We start from the raw sequence: 17,570 nt of genomic DNA on the forward strand, positions 1-17,570 counted from the left end.
GACCAGCACCCGGTGAACCGCCGCCCCGGCGCCCCGCAGCCGGGCGCTCCGGGCGTCAGCGCTCCAGCGGCCCGCGCGGGCAGTGCCCCTTCCGTACGGTGACGGGGTTGCAGCGCACCACGTCCGTACCGCCGGGCAGTTCCGCGACGTAGTCGGAGCCGTAGCGGGCGGCGAGCCCCGGCGCGGGGAAGTCGGTGCTGACCATCTGCGCGCCGGAGTCCAACGCGGCGCGCAGCATCGTGGTGTCACCGCTGGCCGCCTGGTCCAGCGGCACGTCGGAGCGGGTACGGACGAAGTAGCCACGGGACACCAGGTCCCGGATCACCGCCTTGTTCGCCCCCGTCGGGTCGTTGACCTTGGTGAACGCGGCGTCGGGGCGGCCCGGTTCGGAGTCGGTGAACAGCACGCGGCCCTGGAGGCTCTCCCGGCCGCCCGCGCGGTAGGCGTCCTGGAGCCCTTGGTCGTCGTTGTCCATCAGGAACATCACCTTCCCGCGGCTCCGCGCGACCTCCGGCCAGCCGTGCCGCAACACGGACTGCTCCAGGGTCTCGCCCTCGCGCCGGACGTCGTCGGCGGTGACGGTGTCCTCGTCGGGGAAGACCGTACGGATCTCCGCGTCCAACGCGTCCAGCATCGCCGTGTCCCAGGGCGGGCTCACGGCGCCGCCGCGCTCCTCCAACCGCGGGTCGGTCTCCTTGAGTTCGAGGAGGATCGGCACCGTCACGTGGTCCGGCTGCCGCTCCGACCACTCCTTCACCCGCGTGAGGCAGCTCCGGAGGGACACGCACGTCGTGCCGTAGTCGAAGTCGGCCCAGTGCAGCACCTTGAAGCCGGGCCTGCGCAGCTCCGGGTCGGTGAGCGGCGGGAGTTGGGCGGCCGTACGGATCAACGGGTCCGCGTACAGACCGCCTCGCGGGTCGGGGAACACGTCCAGCTCGATACCGCGCACCCGCTGCCGCTCGAACTGCTGGGGCAGCGACGCGTGGCTGTAGAGCAGCGTGGCGAAGTTCGGGTCGTGCGCCGCCATCAGCCGCTGCTCCGCGAAGGACGCCTCGCGGTGGTAGCTGTTGTGCGTCGCCATCGCCTGGACCTGGTTCAACCGCAGACCGCGCGCCGGGTCGCGGCGCGACTCCGGCGGCTGCGCCTGCGCGGCCGGGGCGAGCGCCGCGACGGCGGCGACCGCGGTCACGGCGGCGAGCCAGCCGCGGAGCCGTCCTCTGCTGGGGTGCCTGAACGTGCGCACATCGACCTCCCGTTGGGGCACTCGTGTCGCGCCTCAACATGCCGGTGGCCCGCCGTCCGGTCAACGCCGCGCGGCGGGCCACCCGTTGAACACCGGGCGAGGACCACCCGAAAGCACCGGCGGCGTACGGGACGCGCACCCGTACGCCGCCGCGCACCTCGGTCCGGTGCCACGCCGTGCCGCGTCAGCCCACCGAGGTGTACGCCACCACGCCGCGCCGCATGCCGTCGATCGCCTTCCGCGCGTTCACCCCGACGGTGCCGCCCTCCGGCGCCGCGCCCGCCAACTGCCCCAGCACGTCGATGACCTGCTTGCACCAGCGCACGAAGTCACCCGCGGGCATCTCCGCGTCGCGCAGCACGGCGTCCAGCCCGTGCCCGTCGGCCCAGCGGTACGCCGCCCAGGCGAAGCCCAGGTCCGGCTCCCGCTGCCCGACGCCCTCGGCGGCGGTGATGCGGTGCCGCTCCTCCGTGGCGTCCAACCGGCCCCAGATCCGCACCATCTCGCCCAGCGCCTCCTTGGCCCGACCACCCGGCAGGCGGGGAGGGAGCGCGTCCTCGGCCGCGCGCGCCTCGTAGACCAGCGCGGACACGCAGCCCGCCAGCTCGGCGGGCGGCAGGCCCTCCCAGATCCCGGCACGCAGGCACTCGGAGGCGAGCAGGTCCAGCTCGCCGTAGAGCCGGGCCAGCCGCCGCCCGTCGTCGGTGACGGTGTCGCCGTCCAGGTAGTCCAGCTCGGACAGGAGGGCGTAGACCCGGTCGAAGGTGCGGGCGATGGTGTTCGTACGGCCCTCGATACGGCGCTCCAACTGCCGCGTGTCCCGCGCCAGTCGGAGGTACCGCTCGGCCCAGCGGGCGTGGTCCTCGCGGTCGGCGCAGCCGTGGCAGGGGTGCTGCCGGATCGCCGCGCGCAGCCGCGCGATCTCCGGGTCGTCGGCGGCCTCCGAACGCTGCCGCCGGTGCCGCTCCGGCTCGTAGTGCCCGGCTTTGGTGCGCAGCGACGACGCCAGGTCCCGGCGGGACTGCGGGCTGCGCGGGTTGAACGACTTGGGGATGCGCATCCGGTCCAACGGCTCGACCGGCACCGGGAAGTCGATGGACGCGAGCCGCTTCACCTGCCGCTGCGCCGTCAGCACCAGCGGGCGCGGCCCGTCCTGGTGCTCGAAGCCGCGCCGCCCGGGGGTGCGCCCCGCGCCGGTGCCCGGGTCCAGCACCAGCGCGAGACCGGCGAACTTGCCCGTGGGCACATGGATGATGTCGCCGGCCTTCAGCTTCTCCAGCGCCACCGACGCCGCTACGCGGCGCTGCGTCGCGCCCTGCTTGGCCAGGTCCGTCTCGCGGTCCTTCAGGTCGCGGCGCAGCTGCGCGTACTCCTGGAAGTCGCCGAGGTGGCAGGTCATCGAGGTGCGGTAGCCCTGGAGCCCCTCCTCGTTCTTCTGCACCTGCCGGGAGATCCCGACGACCGCGCGGTCCGCCTGGAACTGCGCGAACGACGTCTCCAGCAGCTCCCGCGACCGGTGCCGTCCGAACTGCCCGACCAGGTTCACCGCCATGTTGTACGACGGCTTGAACGACGACCGCAGCGGATACGTCCGCGCCCCCGCCAGCCCCGCCACCGCGCCCGGGTCCATGCCGCGCTGCCACAGCACGACCGCGTGGCCCTCGACATCGATGCCGCGCCGCCCCGCACGCCCCGTCAGCTGCGTGAACTCACCGGGCGTGATGTCGGCGTGCTGCTCGCCGTTCCACTTGACGAGCTTCTCCAGCACCACGGAACGCGCGGGCATGTTGATGCCCAGCGCCAACGTCTCGGTGGCGAACACCGCCTTCACCAGGCCGCGGACGAACAGCTCCTCGACGACCTCCTTGAACGTCGGCAGCATCCCCGCGTGGTGCGCGGCCACCCCGCGCTCCAGGGCCTCCAGCCACTCGAAGTACCCCAGGACGTGCAGGTCCTCGTCGGGGATGTCGACCGTGCGCTGCTCGACGATCTCCCGTACGCGGGCCCGGTCCGCCATGGTGTTCAGCCGCAGCCCGGCGTGCAGGCACTGCTGGACGGCGGCCTCGCAGCCCGCGCGGCTGAAGATGAACGTGATCGCGGGCAGCAGCCCCTCGGAGTCCAGCCGGTCGATGACCTCGGCGCGGCTCGGCGTCCAGATGCGGCCGCGCTGCCGCCGCTCGCGCTCCCGGTCGGCCTCCCGCTTGGGGCGGCCGCCCCGCCGCCGGTCGCCGTACGAGCCGGGGCGGCTGTTCTCCGTACGGACCATGCGGACGAGGTCGGGGTTGACCTCCTTCTTGTCGCCCTTCTCCTCGAAGAGGTCGTACATCCGCCGTCCGACGAGCACGTGCTGCCACAGCGGTACGGGCCGGTGCTCGGAGACGATCACCCGGGTGTCGCCGCGGACGGTGTCCAGCCAGTCGCCGAACTCCTCCGCGTTCGACACCGTGGCCGAGAGGGACACGAGCGTCACCGACTCGGGGAGGTGGATGATCACCTCCTCCCAGACGGCGCCGCGGAAGCGGTCGGAGAGGTAGTGCACCTCGTCCATCACCACGTGGCCCAGACCGGCAAGGGCGCGCGAGCCCGCGTACAGCATGTTCCGCAGGACCTCGGTGGTCATGACGATCACCGGGGCGTCCGCGTTCACGCTGTTGTCACCGGTGAGCAGGCCGACCTTGTCGGCGCCGTAGCGGGCGGCGAGGTCGTTGTACTTCTGGTTGGACAGGGCCTTGATCGGCGTGGTGTAGAAGCACTTGCGGCCCCGTGTCAGGGCGAGGTGGACGGCGAACTCGCCGACGATCGTCTTGCCGGAACCGGTCGGCGCGGCGACCAGCACTCCCTTTCCGGCTTCGAGGGCTTCGCACGCCTCGATCTGGAAAGCGTCCAGCTCGAAGTCGTACAGGTCACGGAAGGGGGCGAGAGCGGTGGCCTCGGCTGCGGCGCGTTTCCGCGCCGCGGCGTACCGCTCTGCGGGGGACAGGTCCTCGGTCATCGTGCCTCCGAGCGTACCGGCCGGATACGACAGTGCCCGATCTTTATCGCGGCCCCGGGCCTGCCCCGGTGCGGGCGGGCACCGGGGCCGTACGATCAGGTCGCGTCGTCGAGGCCGTCGCGCCGTCCGCCGTCGCCACCGGACGCGCCGTCGCTCCCGGCACCGGCCCCGGGCGGGCCAACCGGCTCCGGCGTGGGGCCGAGGTCGGACGCCTCGTCGTCGTCCAGGTCCTGGTACGGGTCGGCGCGGGAACGGCGCCGGTCGTTGAGGAAGCAGACGCCGACGGCCGCGAAGTACAGCACCACGATCGGCAGGGCCAGCGCCCCCATCGTCAGCGGGTCGCCGGTCGGGGTGGCCACGGCCGAGAAGACCGTGATGCCCACGACCATCCCCCGCCACCAGCCGAGCAGTCGGCGGGCGGTGAGGATGCCGCCGAAGTTCAACATGACCAGCAGCAGCGGCAGTTCGAAGGCCAGGCCGAAGACGATGACGAGCCGCGTGACGATGTCGAGGAAGTCGTCGAGCGGGATGAGGTTGCCGGTGCCGTCGGGGCTGAAGTCCAGCAGCGCCTTGGCCGCGGTCGGCAGGATCACGTACGCGAGGCAGGCACCGCCGATGAACAGCGGGGCTCCGGCGGCGACGAAGCCGTGCGCGTACTTCTTCTCGTGCCGGTGGAGGCCGGGGGCGAGGAAGGCCCAGAGCTGGTAGAGCCACACCGGGGAGGCGAGCACCACGCCCACGGTGAGAGCCACCTTGAGCATGATCGTGAAGGGGGCGACCAGGCCGGAGATGGTGATCTCCGCGCAGGTCTCGCCCTCTTCGGCCTCACCGAACCCCTTGGTGCAGCCGACGGCGTCGCGTACGGGATCGGTGAGGAAGTCGGCGATCTGCTTGTAGTAGAACATCGCCACGACGGTGACGGCGAGAATCGCCAGCACCGCCTTGAGCAAGCGGTTGCGCAGCTCCCGCAGATGCTCGGCGAGCGGCATCCTGCCCTCGGGGTCCTTCTGCTGTTTACCCTCTTTACGGGCGGACTTGAGCAACCCAGGGCCTCGTTGTCAGTGAGTGGTGCCGGACGGAGGAACGGAAGAGTCAGTTCTGGTTGGACTGCCTCGTCGGCTCGCCCGCCGGGCGGGCGCTGCTCACGTCACCGGGGGCCGCCTGGATGGTGCGCGGCGCGCTTTGCTGGGCGTCGGCACGGGCCGCGGCCTCGCGGTCGGCGTCGTCGTCCGCGCTCTCCTTCTTCATCTGCTTGGCCTCGCTCTTGAGGATGCGGGCCGACTTGCCGAGCGAACGGGCCATGTCCGGGAGCTTCTTGGCGCCGAACAGCAGCAGGATGACGAGGAGGATCAGAACGATCTCCATGGGCCTCAGGTTGCCGATCATGTGCCACTACCTTCTCGCCGGGGCCGGCGCGTGTACGTGCCTGCCGTGTCAATTCGGTCGGGCTTTCGTCATGCTGCCAGCGATCGTAACCCTGCGGAGTGAACGTGTGGCAATCCCCGTGCGTACTCCGGGTTCACGGCGGCGGCGCATGACGCAGCCAGACCAGCCTACCGTTCGAACCCCCGGGCGCAGGAGGCCGTCGCCCGCTCCAGATCCTCGGTCGCCCGCGTGATCCGCTCCGAGCTGTCGCCCACGGCGCGCGCGAAGCGCCGTACCTCCAGGCCGACCCGTACGGCGAGCACTCCGAGCACGGCGATCCCGGTGAAGGCGAGGGTGAGGAAGAACATCGGCCAGAGCATGCGCAGAGCCTACGCGCCGACAGCGCGTGGGAACGCGCCACCCGTCTCCGTCGCCCCACCCGCCCCGGCCGTACGCGGCCCGGCACCGTATGGCGGCGCTACTCTCCGTACGCGGCCAGCGCCCGCTTCGCCGCCTCCCGCGCGCTGTCGGCCAGTTCGCGCGGGGCGGTGATCCGGCCGTCGGCCCCCAGCCGCAGCGCGAGCCTGCGCAGCGAGGCCGGGTCCGGGGTGCGCAGCGTGATCCGCAGCCCGCCGTCGGGCAGCTCCTCGGCGCTGTCGTGCGGGTAGTACTCGGCGACCCAGCGCCCGCCGGGGCCCACCTCGACGATCACCTCGGGGTCCTCCGCGGCGGGCTGCACGAGCCCCTCCGAGAGGTCGCGCAGCTCCACGGGCGGCGGGTCGGCGGGCTCGTCCAGCAGCCGGATCTCCGCGACCCGGTCCAGCCGGAACGTACGGCGCCCCTCCGAGCGTCGGCACCACGCCTCGACGTAGGTGTGGCCGACGGCGAAGAGGCGGATCGGGTCGATCACGCGCTCGGTCAGCTCGTCGCGCGCCGGTGAGTAGTAGCGCAGCCACAGCCTGCGGCGCTCGGAGATGGCGCGGTCGACGTCCGCGAAGACGCCGCCCTCGGACTCGAAGGTGACCGACAGCCGCGCGCTGGCCCCGGCCGCCTCCCCCGCCGCCGTCTCCAGCTTGGCCGTCGCGCGCAGCAGCGCCTCGCGGTCGCCCTCGCGCAGCCCCGGCAGCGTGGCCACGGCGCGGGCGGCGACCAGCAGGGCGATGGCCTCGTCGGCGGAGATGCGGAGCGGTGCGGCGAGGTCGTCGGCGTTGCGCCACCAGATGTGCTCGCCGTCGGTGTCGATCTCCAGCAGGTCGCCGCCGCGGAAGCTCGTCCCGCACATGGGGAGCACGTCGAGGTCGGCGATCAGCTCGTCCGCGGTGATGCCGAACGCGCGCGCCACCTCCTCGACCCGGGCCCCCGGGCGGTCCCGCAGGTACGTGACGAGCGACAGCATCCTGCGGGTCTGGTCGATCGCGTTGGACGCCATGGTCAGCGGTCCCCCTCAGCCCTTGGCCACGGCACGCAGCCGGTCCACCACGTCGGCCCGCAGCTCCGCGGGCTCCAGCACCACCACGTCCGCGCCGAACTCGACCAGCCACGCGTCCAGCCCGTGCCCGTACGGGATCTCCAACTCCTCCCAGCCGTCACCGAGTTCCCGTACCTCGGTGGCCCGCGCACGCAGCGGGTAGCCGGCGCCGGAGCGCAGTCGGATGCGCGCGGTCGCGGACGTGCGCTCCCCCGCCCACCGCTCCACCGTCTCCCGTACCGTCACCTGATCGGGGACGGGCGCGGTAAACGCGGCGGCACGGGAACGCACCGTTCCGGTGATACGGGAGAGCCGGAAGACCCGCTCGGCCTGCCGGTCGCGGTCGAACCCGGCGAGATACCACTGCCCCCGCCAGCACTCCAGCGTCCACGGCTCGACCTGACGGCGCAGCGGGTGCGCGGAGTTGGACTTGCGGTAGTCGAAAACGACGAGGCGCCGGTCGCGGCAGGCGAGCATCAGCGGTTCGAAGGCCGCCTCGCGGGCGGGGATGTGGGGCTCCAGGCTGCTGTGCGGGTGGAGTTGGCCGTACGACTCGGCCTCCTCCGCCTGCGGCATGCCCCCGGCCGCGTGCAGCTTCTGGAGCGCCCCGGAGGCGGCACCCGCGAGTCTCGCCTGCTGCCACACACGGGCGGCGAGGCCGAGCGCGGTGGCCTCGGCGGCGTCGAGCGTGACGGGCGGGAGGCTGTTGCTGTCGCGGCGCGCGAGGTAGCCCGCCTCGCCGTCCAGGTTCTCCACCGCGTCGATGACCAGGCCGAGTTCGCGCAGGTCCTCCTTGTCGCGCTCGAACATCCGGTTGAACGCGTCGTCGTTGCCCGCCTCGATGTACGCCTCGATGGAGGCGCGCAGTTCGCGCTTGGTGAGGGGCCGTCGCGCTCCGAGCAGGCACAGCGCCAGGTTCATCAGCCGCTCGGCCTTGGCGATCGCCATGGAACGTCGCCCTCTCTCGTTCTGTTCTGGGCGGTTGGCCCTGGGCAGTTGACCGTACCGCCCGGCGCGGCGGGGACAAAAGCGGAGGGTCCCCGCCGTACGTACGGCGGGGACCCTCCGGGGAGTCCGACGGTGCTCCGGACGTCCCTACGTCTCAGCTGACGCGACCACCCCGGGCGGCCCGGCAGCGCGGACGGCTCGGCTGACTCAGACGGACACGAGGTCGCAGACGAAGATCAGCGCCTCGTTCGGCGCGATACGCCCGCCGCCCGCGCCCTGCTCCCCGTACGCGAGGTGCGCCGGGATGGTCAGCCGACGGCGCCCGCCGACCTTCATGCCCTGCACGCCCTTGTCCCATCCGGCGATGACCTGGCCGGCGCCGAGCTGGAACTGGAGCGGCTTGCCGCGGTTCCAGCTGGCGTCGAACTCCTCACCGGTGGAGAAGGCGACGCCGACGTAGTGCACGGAGACGTTGTCCCCGGCCTTGGCCTCGGGGCCGTCGCCCTCCCAGATGTCCCGCACCTCGAGGTCGGACGGGGCCGGCCCCTCGGGAAAGTCGACCTCGGGCTTGTCGATGCTCACGTGATGCTCCTACGAACGTAACTTCCAGACGACTGGCGAGTCTGCCACGCCGGGGTGACCGCCCCGTACGGCGAGGTCACCCATGGCGCAGCGGAGGTCACTTGACGTCCAGCACGTCCACGCTGAAGACGACGCCCGACTTGAACTGCGCGCGCTGCTCCTTGGGGAAGTCCTTCTCCGGTACGGAGATCACGACGCGGCTACCGGCCTTCGCGCCCTTGAGCCCTTCCTTCCAGCCCGGGATCTGCTGGACGGGGAACTCCTGCGGGCCGCCCTGCTCCCAGGTGTTGGCGAAGGGCTTGCCGCTCCACAGCTTGGCGGTGAAGTTGGCCAGGATGGTGCTGCTGTCCTTGACCGCCTTGCCGTCGCCCTCGACGATGGTCTCGCTGGTCAGGGCCTCGGGGGCCTTGGCGCCCTTCTCCAGGTCGATCTCCGGCGCCTTGTCGGTGATCTTGTTGTCGACCTTGGGCAGCTCCGCGCTCTGCGTGTCCACGGGCTTGCCGTCGATCTTGCTCGGCATGGTCTTCTGGAGGTCGACGACGAAGACCAGGGTGGAGTTCTTGGGGATCTGCGGCGGCTGGCCCTGGGCGCCGTAGCCCTTCTCCGGCGGGATGACCAGCTGGACGCGGCTGCCGAGCTTCTTGCCGACGAGTCCCTCGTCCCAGCCCTTGATCACGTTGCCGGTGCCGATCTGGAAGCTGGCGGCCGTACGGCCCTTCTGCCAGGTGCTGTCGAACACCTTCCCGTCCCAGAGCTGGCCGTGGTAGGAGGCGTTGAGCACATCGCCCTTGGCGATCTTCTTGCCCTTGCCCTCCTTCAACACCTTGACCTTGAGGTCCTTGGGCGGGTCGCCTTCGCCCTTCTCGATCTTGGGCTTGCCGTCCTCGGTCGACACGGAGGGCACCGCGCCGGACTCGGCCTTGTCGTCGTCGCTGCCACAGGCGGCGGCGGAGACGATCAGCAGGGGGACGGTGAGCGCCGCGGCGATACGGCGGGTCGTCGTGGAGACAGTCATGGGGTCAACTCGCGGAGGTAGGGGGTTCCGGCCTGCCCGCCACCCTACGGCCCCGCCACGGCAGCCCCGCCACTCACGACACGGGAATCACGTTCCCGTGTCGTGAGTCGTGCTACAGGGACTTATCCGGATCACATCTGATCACATGCCGGCGATCAGCTTCTCCACCCGTTCGTCCACCGACCGGAACGGGTCCTTGCACAGCACGGTGCGCTGCGCCTGATCGTTGAGCTTGAGGTGCACCCAGTCCACGGTGAAGTCCCGGCGCTGCTCCTGGGCCCGCCGGATGAAGTCGCCGCGCAGCCGGGCGCGGGTGGTCTGCGGGGGCACGGACTTGCCCTCGAAGATCTTCAGGTCGTTGCAGATCCGGGCGGCCTGGCCCTTCCGCTCCAGCAGGTAGTAGAGCCCGCGCCTGCGGTGGATGTCGTGGTACGCGAGGTCTATCTGCGCGACCCTCGGGTGCGACATCGTGAGGTTGTTCTTGGCCCGGTAGCGCTCGATGAGCTGGTACTTCATGACCCAGTCGATCTCGGTGCCGATCTTGTCCAGCTGCTGCGTGCGGATCGACTCCAACGCGCGGCCCCACAGCTCCAGGACCTGCTCGATGGTGCCGGAGCGGATGCCGCGGCGCTCGCAGAAGTCCACGGCCTTCTCGTAGTACTCCTGCTGCACCTCCAGCGCCGACGCCTCCCGGCCGCTGGCGAGCCGGACCTTGCGCTGTCCCGTGATGTCGTGGCTGACCTCGCGGATGGCCCGGATCGGGTTCTCCAGGGTGAGGTCGCGCATGACGGTGCCCGCCTCGATCATGCGCAGCACCAGGTCGGTGGCGCCGACCTTGAGCAGCATCGTGGTCTCGGACATGTTCGAGTCGCCGACGATCACGTGGAGGCGGCGGTAGCGCTCGGCGTCGGCGTGCGGCTCGTCGCGGGTGTTGATGATCGGCCGGGAACGGGTCGTCGCGGAGCTGACGCCCTCCCAGATGTGCTCGGCCCGCTGGCTGACGCAGTAGACGGCGCCGCGCGGCGTCTGGAGCACCTTGCCCGCTCCGCACACCAGCTGGCGGGTCACGAGGAACGGGATGAGCACGTCGGCCAGCCGCGAGAACTCGCCGTGCCGGGCCACCAGATAGTTCTCGTGACAGCCGTACGAGTTCCCCGCCGAGTCGGTGTTGTTCTTGAAGAGGTAGACGTCGCCCGCGATTCCCTCCTCGTGCAGGCGGCGTTCGGCGTCGACGAGGAGCCCTTCGAGGATGCGCTCGCCTGCCTTGTCGTGGGTGACCAGCTCAGGGACGTTGTCGCACTCGGGGGTCGCGTACTCGGGGTGGGAGCCGACGTCCAGGTACAGACGGGCGCCGTTCCGCAGGAAGACGTTGCTGCTGCGGCCCCAAGACACGACACGGCGGAAGAGGTACCGCGCCACCTCGTCGGGGGACAGTCGCCGCTGCCCCCGGAACGTACACGTGACGCCGTACTCGTTCTCCAGCCCGAAGATTCGGCGGTCCATGACTGAACATTACGCCTGATGCCCGCTTCTGAAACCGGCATCGGCGGCCCCGTTGCGATCATTTTCCGGCGCCGCGACCGGCGGGGACGCGCCTTCCGGGGCCCCCGCGGGAGCGTCCAGGACGCCGCGCGTGGCAAGCAGTACGACCAGCGCGGCGACCCCGCCGAAACCGGCGACGGCGAAGCCCGCGCCGGGCCCGCCCCACTCGATGACCGGCCCCACGAGCCCGGTGCCCGCGGCCGTCCCCACGCCGAAGGTGGTCACCAGCCACGAGAACGCCTCCGTCACCGTGCCCCGCGGCGCGTGCCGGTCGACGACCACGAACGCGCAGGCGAGCGCGGGGGCGAGGAACACGCCGGAGATCCCGGCGAGCACGGTCATCGCGGGTACGCCGGGGGTGAGCGACAGCGGCAGGTAACCCGCCGCGAGCGCCGCCACCAGCACGCGCAACCTGGGCTCGGGGGCGCCCGTCCACAGCCGCGCGCCGTACAGCAGACCGCCGACGAGGGCGCCGGCGCCGAGCGCGGAGAGCAGGTAGCTGGAGATGAGGCTGTCGCCGTGGTCGTCCGCGTACGCGACGGCGGCGACCGCGATGGTGCCCAGCGCGACGCCGACGAAGAAGAACGCCCCGAGCAGCGCGACGAGTCCGCGGGAGCGCAGCGCGCCCAGCCAGTGCGCCTCGCGCGGACCGGAGCGCCACTGGCGCGAGGGCGGGGAGACGACGACCCAGAGGGCACCGAGCACCCCGACGACGTTGATGACGAGGAGCGCCGCCGCCTCGTTCCAGACCGCGACGAGCAGCGTGACGAGCAGCGGCCCGACGGCGAACATCAGCTCCTGCGCCACCGCGTCCAGGGCGTACGCGGCGTGCACCCGGTCCTCGCGCTTGAGCACGTCCGGCCAGAGCGCGCGCAGCCCGCCCTCCAGGGGCGGTGTGCACAGTCCGGCGACGAGGACCGCGGCGAACGCGAGCGGCAGCGGGTCGATCCCGACGAACGCGAAGACGGCCATCCCGGCGGCCGAGACCGCCGCGGCGGGCAGCATCACGCGGGGCTGCCCCAGCAGGTCCACGGCCCGCCCCAGGGAGGGCTGGCCGACGGCCGTGGCGAGCCCGTACACGGCGGAGAGGACGCCCGCGAGCGTGTAACTGCCGCCCTCCGCGCGGACGAAGAGCACGATGCCCAGGGCCGCGGTCGCGTTCGGCAACCTGCCGATCAGGGTGCCGGCGAGCAGGCGCACGGCGTGCTTCGCGCGCAGCAGGTCGGCATAGCCGGTGGCCATCCGTACGGCTCCTCTCCGCCCGGCGTCACCGGGGGTTTTACGTATAACGGTCTGTGCTATACGTACCATGGCGCCGACCGGAGGTCCAGCGAAGGAGCGTGTGTGGCCAGCGGGAGACACCAGGGGCCCGACGACGACGCCGGGCCCGTACGGCCCACCAGCCGCGACGTGGCGCGCAGCGCGGGCGTCTCGCAGGCGACCGTCTCCCTCGTCCTGCGCGACAAGTGGCACGGCCGCGTCTCGACCGGCACCGCCGAGGTCGTGCGGACCGCGGCGCGCGAGCTGGGCTACCGGCCGAACCTCGCCGCGCGCAGCCTGCGCCTCGGGCGTACGCGCACCGCGCTGCTCGTCGTACCGGCGCTGACCAACGAGTTCTTCGCGCGCGTCCACACCGGCGCGGCGCGCGTCGCGGCCGAGCACGACTTCGGGATGGTCCTCTACCCGTCGCCGGAGATCGCGGCGCCCGCGCCCGACCCGTTCGGCTCCGCGCGCGCGGCGCTGGACGGGGTGATCGCGTCCTCGATGGCGGTGGAGGCGCTGGCGACACTGCGCGCCGACGGGCTGCCGCTGGTGATGCTCGACAGCGACCCCGGCGGCAGCGAGGCGACCGTCAACCTCGACATCGCGGACGGCATGCGCCGCGTGGTCGAGCACCTGGTGGGGCTCGGGCACCGGCGGCTGGCGCACGTGACCGCCGCGGTGGACTCGTGGACCTTCCACGCCCGCGCCCGCGCGCTCGCCGACGCGCTGGCGGACACCCCGGCGGCGCTCGTCCGCACCGAACGGGCCGAACTCACCGTCACCGGCGGGCTGGAGGCCACCACCCGCGTCCTGTCCGCCGCCCCCGACGCCACCGCGCTCGTCTGCGACGACGACATGCTGGCGGCGGGCGCGTGCAAGGCCGTACGGCGGCTGGGGCTGCGCGTGCCCGACGACGTGTCCGTGACCGGCTTCGACGACCTGTCGCTGGCGACGGCCGTCGAGCCGGAGCTGACGACCGTACGGCTCCCGGCCGAGGAGATCGGCGCGAACGGCATGCGGGCGCTGCTCGCCGTGCTGGAGGAACGCGCGCCGGACACCGGCGTACTGCCCGTGTCGCTGGTCGCGCGGGGCTCCACCGCACCGCCGGGACCCGCCTGGCGGCACGGCGGGGCCCGCTGACGGGCGTTCACCCGCCACGGTGTGCGGGACGGGTGGTGGGCGGTGCCGTGAGCCCGGCGGGGCTGCCGGACACCGCCCCGGGGTCACCCGTCCCCGTCGGCCTTCGGCTTCTTCTTGGCGGACTTGCCGGTGGCGGAGTCGCCGTCACCGGTCGAGGCGTCCGAATCCGCGTCCGACCCGTCGCCGTCTCCGTCACCCGAACCGGCCGCGTCCTTCGCGGACTTGTCGGCCGAGGCGCCGTCCTCACCCAGCAGCCGCGACAGGTGGGTGCCCAGCACGCGCTTGAACTTCCGCTGCTGCGGGCGGGTGCGGTCGAGGACCGCGACCTCCAACTGCTCCGCCGTCAGGCTGCGCTCCCCGCCGTTGTTGTCGCGGGAGAGCGACTCGACGGCCAGCTTGAGCGCCTCCTCGAGGGACATGCCGTCCTCGTGGCGCTGATCGAGATACGTGCCGATCTGATCGGAGTTGCCACCGACCGCGACCGAACCGTGCTCGTCGACGATCGAACCGTCATGCGGGAGGCGGTAGATCTGATCGTCCTCGGGGGCGGCGCCGACCTCGGCGACGATCAGCTCCACCTCGTACGGCTTCTCCGCCGCGCTGGAGAAGATCGTGCCGAGGGTCTGCGCGTAGACGTTGGCGAGCCCGCGGGCGGTGACGTCCTCGCGGTCGTACGTGTAACCGCGGAGGTCGGCGTAGCGCACGCCGCCGATCCGGAGGTTCTCGAACTCGTTGTACTTCCCGACCGCCGCGAAGGCGATCCGGTCGTAGATCTCGCTGACCTTGTGCAGCGCCCGGGAGGGGTTCTCCGCGACGAACACGATGCCGTCGGCGTACTGCAACACGACCACGCTGCGCCCGCGCGCGATGCCCTTGCGGGCGTACTCGGCGCGGTCGGCCATGGCCTGCTGGGGTGAGACATAGAACGGCGTCGACACCGGCTATCCGTCCTCTCCTAGTTCTCGACGACTGCTAAAGGGCCGGGGCCTGCGGCCCGTTGGGGAGCTGGAGGCGGCCGTCCACGACCGCGGTGACCAGCTCCGCCACCTCGGCCTCCGTGAGCTTCCTGCAACCCTCGTCGCTGATGACGGTCAGCGTCGGGTAGATCCGCCGGGTCAGGTCCGGGCCGCCGGTGGCCGAGTCGTCGTCCGCCGCGTCGTACAGCGCCTGCACGGCGACGGTGCACACCTGCTGCTCCGTCAGGTCGTCGCGGTACATCTTCTTCAGCGCGCCGCGCGCGAACACCGAGCCGGAGCCGACGGCGGTGAAGCCGACCTCCTCCGAACGCCCGCCCGTCACGTCGTACGAGAAGATGCGGCCCTTCCCGCGCTCCACGTCGTAACCCGCGAACAGCGGGACCACGGCGAGGCCCTGGAGCGCCATGCCGAGATTGCCGCGGATCATCGTGGAGAGGCGGTTCGCCTTGCCCTCCAGGGAGAGCTGCGAGCCCTCGACCTTCTCGAAGTGCTCCAGCTCCAGCTGGAACAGCTTCGTCATCTCCACGGCGAGACCGGCCGTCCCCGCGATGCCGACGGCCGAGAACTCGTCGGCGGGGAAGACCTTCTCGATGTCGCGCTGCGCGATGACGTGCCCCATCGTGGCCCGCCGGTCACCGGCGATCACCACACCGCCGGAGAACGTCATCGCCAGGATCGTCGTGCCGTGCGGCGCCTCGATGGCGCCCTGCACGGGCGGCAGCGGACGGCTGCCGGGCATCTGCTCCGGCGCGTGCGACGACAGGAAGTCCATGAACGAGGACGAGCCGGGCGTCAGGAAGGCTGCCGGCAGACGCCCTGTGTCACGAGTGTTGGCTTCCACACGTTTCCTTCCACCAGATCGTGAAGTCGGAATGGCCGATCGAGATCATCGGATACTGCACGGACATTACCCATGCCCGGGGAAGTCATCCGTCCCGCACCCCTGCCGTACAGGGATGCGGGACGGCGACCGAGCGCGTTACTCTCCGCCCTTCTGGACGAAGCTCCGCACGAAGTCCTCGGCGTTCTCCTCCAGGACGTCGTCGATCTCGTCGAGGACGGAGTCGACATCTTCGGACAGGGCCTCCTGGCGCTCCTTGAGGTCCTCCGATGCCTGGGTGTCCTCCGTCTGCTCCTCGGTCTCCTCTGTCTGGCGTGTCGCCTTCTGCTGCCCGCCGCCGGTGTCCTTGGTCGCCATTTCCCTCACCCGCTCGGTTCGGTGTAACGCGAGTCGTACAAGATCAGACCCTACAAGTCGGGACTGACATCGGCCCTTCACTTCCCACAACGCCCGCAGGCCACCCCCATGATTCCCGGATCAGGGCGCGATCACCCGCGGCTCAGCCGCCGGAAAGGTGCCGGACCAGCTCGTCCGCGGTGCGGCAGCGGTCCAGGAGGTCCTTCACATGGCTCCGCGTCCCGCGCAGCGGCTCCAGTGTGGGGACCCGCTGGAGCGAGTCGCGGCCGGGCAGGTCGAAGATCACCGAATCCCAGGAGGCCGCCGCGACGTCGTCCGCGTACTGCTCCAGGCAGCGCCCGCGGAAGTACGCGCGGGTGTCGTCGGGCGGCTCCGTCACGGCCCGCGCCACGTCCCGCTCGTCCAGCAGGCCCTTCATCCTGCCGCGGGCCCGGAGCCGGTTGTAGAGGCCCTTGTCGGCGCGTACGTCGGCGTACTGGAGGTCCACCAGGTGCAGCCGGGCCGCGTCCCAGTCGAGCCCGTCGCGGCGCCGGTAGCCCTCCATCAGCTCCCGTTTCGCGACCCAGTCCAGCTCCCCCGCCAGGCTCATGGGGTCGTGTTCGAGCCGTACGAGCACGTCCTCCCAGCGGTTCAGCACGTCCTTGGTCTGCTCGTCCGCGTCGGCGCCCCAGCGGTCCTCGACGTACTTGCGGGCCAGCTCGAAGTACTCCATCTGGAGCTGGACGGCGGTCAGCGTACGGCCGCTGCGCAGCGTGACCAGCTTGCGGAGCGAGGGGTCGTGCGAGACCCGGTGCAGGGTGCGTACGGGCTGGTCGACCGCGAGGTCCACGGCGATGAAGCCGTCCTCGATCATGGACAGGACCAGCGCGGTGGTGCCGAGCTTCAGATACGTCGAGATCTCGGACAGGTTGGCGTCCCCGATGATCACGTGCAGCCGGCGGTACTTCTCGGCGTCCGAGTGCGGCTCGTCGCGGGTGTTGATGATCGGCCGCTTGAGCGTCGTCTCCAGCCCGACCTCGACCTCGAAGTAGTCGGCGCGCTGGCTGATCTGGAAGCCGTGTTCGCCGCCGTCCTGGCCCAGGCCGACCCGTCCGGCGCCGCACACGACCTGCCGCGACACGAAGAAGGGGGTGAGGTGCCGCACGATGTCCGAGAACGGCGTCTCCCGCTTCATCAGGTAGTTCTCGTGGGTGCCGTACGAGGCGCCCTTGTTGTCCGTGTTGTTCTTGTAGAGCAGTATCGGCTGCGCGCCGGGCACCTCCGTCGCGCGCTGCGCCGCCTCCGCCATCACGCGCTCCCCCGCCTTGTCCCACAGGACGGCGTCGAGCGGGTTGGTGACCTCCGGCGAGCTGTACTCGGGGTGGGCGTGGTCGACGTACAGCCGCGCGCCGTTGGTGAGGATCACGTTGGCCAGGCCGATGTCCTCGTCCGTGAGCTGGCTGGCGTCCGCCGTCTCCCGCGCGAGGTCGAAGCCCCGGGCGTCCCGCAGCGGGTTCTCCTCCTCGAAGTCCCAGCGGGCACGGCGTGCCCGGTGCATCGCCGCCGCGTAGGCGTTGACGACCTGGGACGAGGTGAGCATGGCATTGGCGTTGGGGTGTCCGGGCACGGAGATGCCGTACTCCGTCTCGATGCCCATCACGCGCCGTACGGTCATGCGACCCTCCTTGCCCCGCGACGGCCCGGGACCGGGTCGCCGCTCACATCCCGCCGCGCGTCCGGCCCGGACGGGGCCCCCGCGACCGCACCGCGCGAGGCGGCGGTACCGCAGAGCCTAGAACGCGCGGTCCCGGGTGGGGAGATCACTGTGTGCTTCCTTCCGGGCCGGCTGGGAAACGGT

16 protein-coding genes are annotated in these 17,570 nt (G+C 71.5%); 1 reads left to right on the forward strand and 15 read right to left on the reverse strand.

What is annotated here, in order from left to right; all coding sequences use genetic code 11:
* Positions 1-55: 55 nt before the first annotated feature.
* The 11 genes from D7M15_RS02180 to D7M15_RS02230 form a co-directional block, all read right to left on the reverse strand.
* Complete coding sequence (locus D7M15_RS02180) at positions 56-1,243, reverse strand: phosphatidylinositol-specific phospholipase C1-like protein (protein ID WP_240649092.1); 1,188 nt, start codon at positions 1,241-1,243, stop codon at positions 56-58.
* Positions 1,244-1,427: 184 nt separating this feature from the next.
* Complete coding sequence (locus D7M15_RS02185) at positions 1,428-4,235, reverse strand: DEAD/DEAH box helicase (RefSeq protein ID WP_121515929.1); 2,808 nt, start codon at positions 4,233-4,235, stop codon at positions 1,428-1,430.
* Positions 4,236-4,330: 95 nt separating this feature from the next.
* A complete protein-coding gene (tatC, locus tag D7M15_RS02190) occupies positions 4,331-5,224 on the reverse strand; it encodes a twin-arginine translocase subunit TatC (protein ID WP_240649093.1) in 894 nt (297 codons plus the stop codon).
* 103 nt (positions 5,225-5,327) lie between these two features.
* On the reverse strand, positions 5,328-5,621 hold the full coding sequence (tatA, locus tag D7M15_RS02195) for a Sec-independent protein translocase subunit TatA (RefSeq protein ID WP_121515931.1): 294 nt from the start codon (positions 5,619-5,621) through the stop codon (positions 5,328-5,330).
* Between the two features lie 167 nt (positions 5,622-5,788).
* Complete coding sequence (locus D7M15_RS02200) at positions 5,789-5,980, reverse strand: hypothetical protein (protein ID WP_121515932.1); 192 nt, start codon at positions 5,978-5,980, stop codon at positions 5,789-5,791.
* 98 nt (positions 5,981-6,078) lie between these two features.
* Positions 6,079-7,029 (reverse strand): WYL domain-containing protein, encoded by a 951-nt coding sequence (locus D7M15_RS02205; protein ID WP_121515933.1) that lies wholly within the window; start codon positions 7,027-7,029, stop codon positions 6,079-6,081.
* Between the two features lie 15 nt (positions 7,030-7,044).
* Complete coding sequence (locus D7M15_RS02210; RefSeq protein WP_121515934.1) at positions 7,045-8,016, reverse strand: WYL domain-containing protein; 972 nt, start codon at positions 8,014-8,016, stop codon at positions 7,045-7,047.
* A gap of 207 nt (positions 8,017-8,223) precedes the next feature.
* Complete coding sequence (locus D7M15_RS02215; protein ID WP_121515935.1) at positions 8,224-8,598, reverse strand: FKBP-type peptidyl-prolyl cis-trans isomerase; 375 nt, start codon at positions 8,596-8,598, stop codon at positions 8,224-8,226.
* Between the two features lie 97 nt (positions 8,599-8,695).
* Positions 8,696-9,613 (reverse strand): FKBP-type peptidyl-prolyl cis-trans isomerase, encoded by a 918-nt coding sequence (locus D7M15_RS02220; RefSeq protein WP_121515936.1) that lies wholly within the window; start codon positions 9,611-9,613, stop codon positions 8,696-8,698.
* 141 nt (positions 9,614-9,754) lie between these two features.
* A complete protein-coding gene (gene pafA, locus D7M15_RS02225; protein ID WP_121515937.1) occupies positions 9,755-11,116 on the reverse strand; it encodes a Pup--protein ligase in 1,362 nt (453 codons plus the stop codon).
* 9 nt (positions 11,117-11,125) lie between these two features.
* Positions 11,126-12,397 carry an MFS transporter gene (locus D7M15_RS02230; RefSeq protein ID WP_121515938.1) on the reverse strand — a complete coding sequence of 424 codons (1,272 nt, stop codon included), beginning with the start codon at positions 12,395-12,397 and terminating at the stop codon, positions 11,126-11,128.
* 102 nt (positions 12,398-12,499) lie between these two features.
* On the opposite strand from D7M15_RS02230, the gene D7M15_RS02235 reads away from it, so the two are divergent.
* Positions 12,500-13,558 carry a LacI family DNA-binding transcriptional regulator gene (locus D7M15_RS02235; protein WP_121515939.1) on the forward strand — a complete coding sequence of 353 codons (1,059 nt, stop codon included), beginning with the start codon at positions 12,500-12,502 and terminating at the stop codon, positions 13,556-13,558.
* 83 nt (positions 13,559-13,641) lie between these two features.
* Here the strand turns inward: D7M15_RS02235 and prcA are convergent, their stop codons facing one another.
* From prcA to dop, 4 genes are all read right to left on the reverse strand, one after another.
* Positions 13,642-14,496 (reverse strand): proteasome subunit alpha, encoded by an 855-nt coding sequence (prcA, locus tag D7M15_RS02240; RefSeq protein ID WP_121515940.1) that lies wholly within the window; start codon positions 14,494-14,496, stop codon positions 13,642-13,644.
* 34 nt (positions 14,497-14,530) lie between these two features.
* Positions 14,531-15,376, reverse strand: coding sequence for a proteasome subunit beta (prcB, locus tag D7M15_RS02245; RefSeq protein ID WP_121515941.1), 846 nt, complete (start codon positions 15,374-15,376; stop codon positions 14,531-14,533).
* Between the two features lie 138 nt (positions 15,377-15,514).
* Positions 15,515-15,733, reverse strand: coding sequence for a ubiquitin-like protein Pup (locus D7M15_RS02250; RefSeq protein ID WP_121515942.1), 219 nt, complete (start codon positions 15,731-15,733; stop codon positions 15,515-15,517).
* 142 nt (positions 15,734-15,875) lie between these two features.
* Positions 15,876-17,387, reverse strand: a complete 1,512-nt coding sequence (gene dop, locus D7M15_RS02255) for a depupylase/deamidase Dop (protein ID WP_121515943.1) — start codon at positions 17,385-17,387, stop codon at positions 15,876-15,878.
* Between the last annotated feature and the right edge of the window lie 183 nt (positions 17,388-17,570).

The sequence above is a fragment of the Streptomyces sp. Z26 genome (assembly GCF_003665095.1).
GTDB lineage: Bacteria > Actinomycetota > Actinomycetes > Streptomycetales > Streptomycetaceae > Streptomyces > Streptomyces phytohabitans.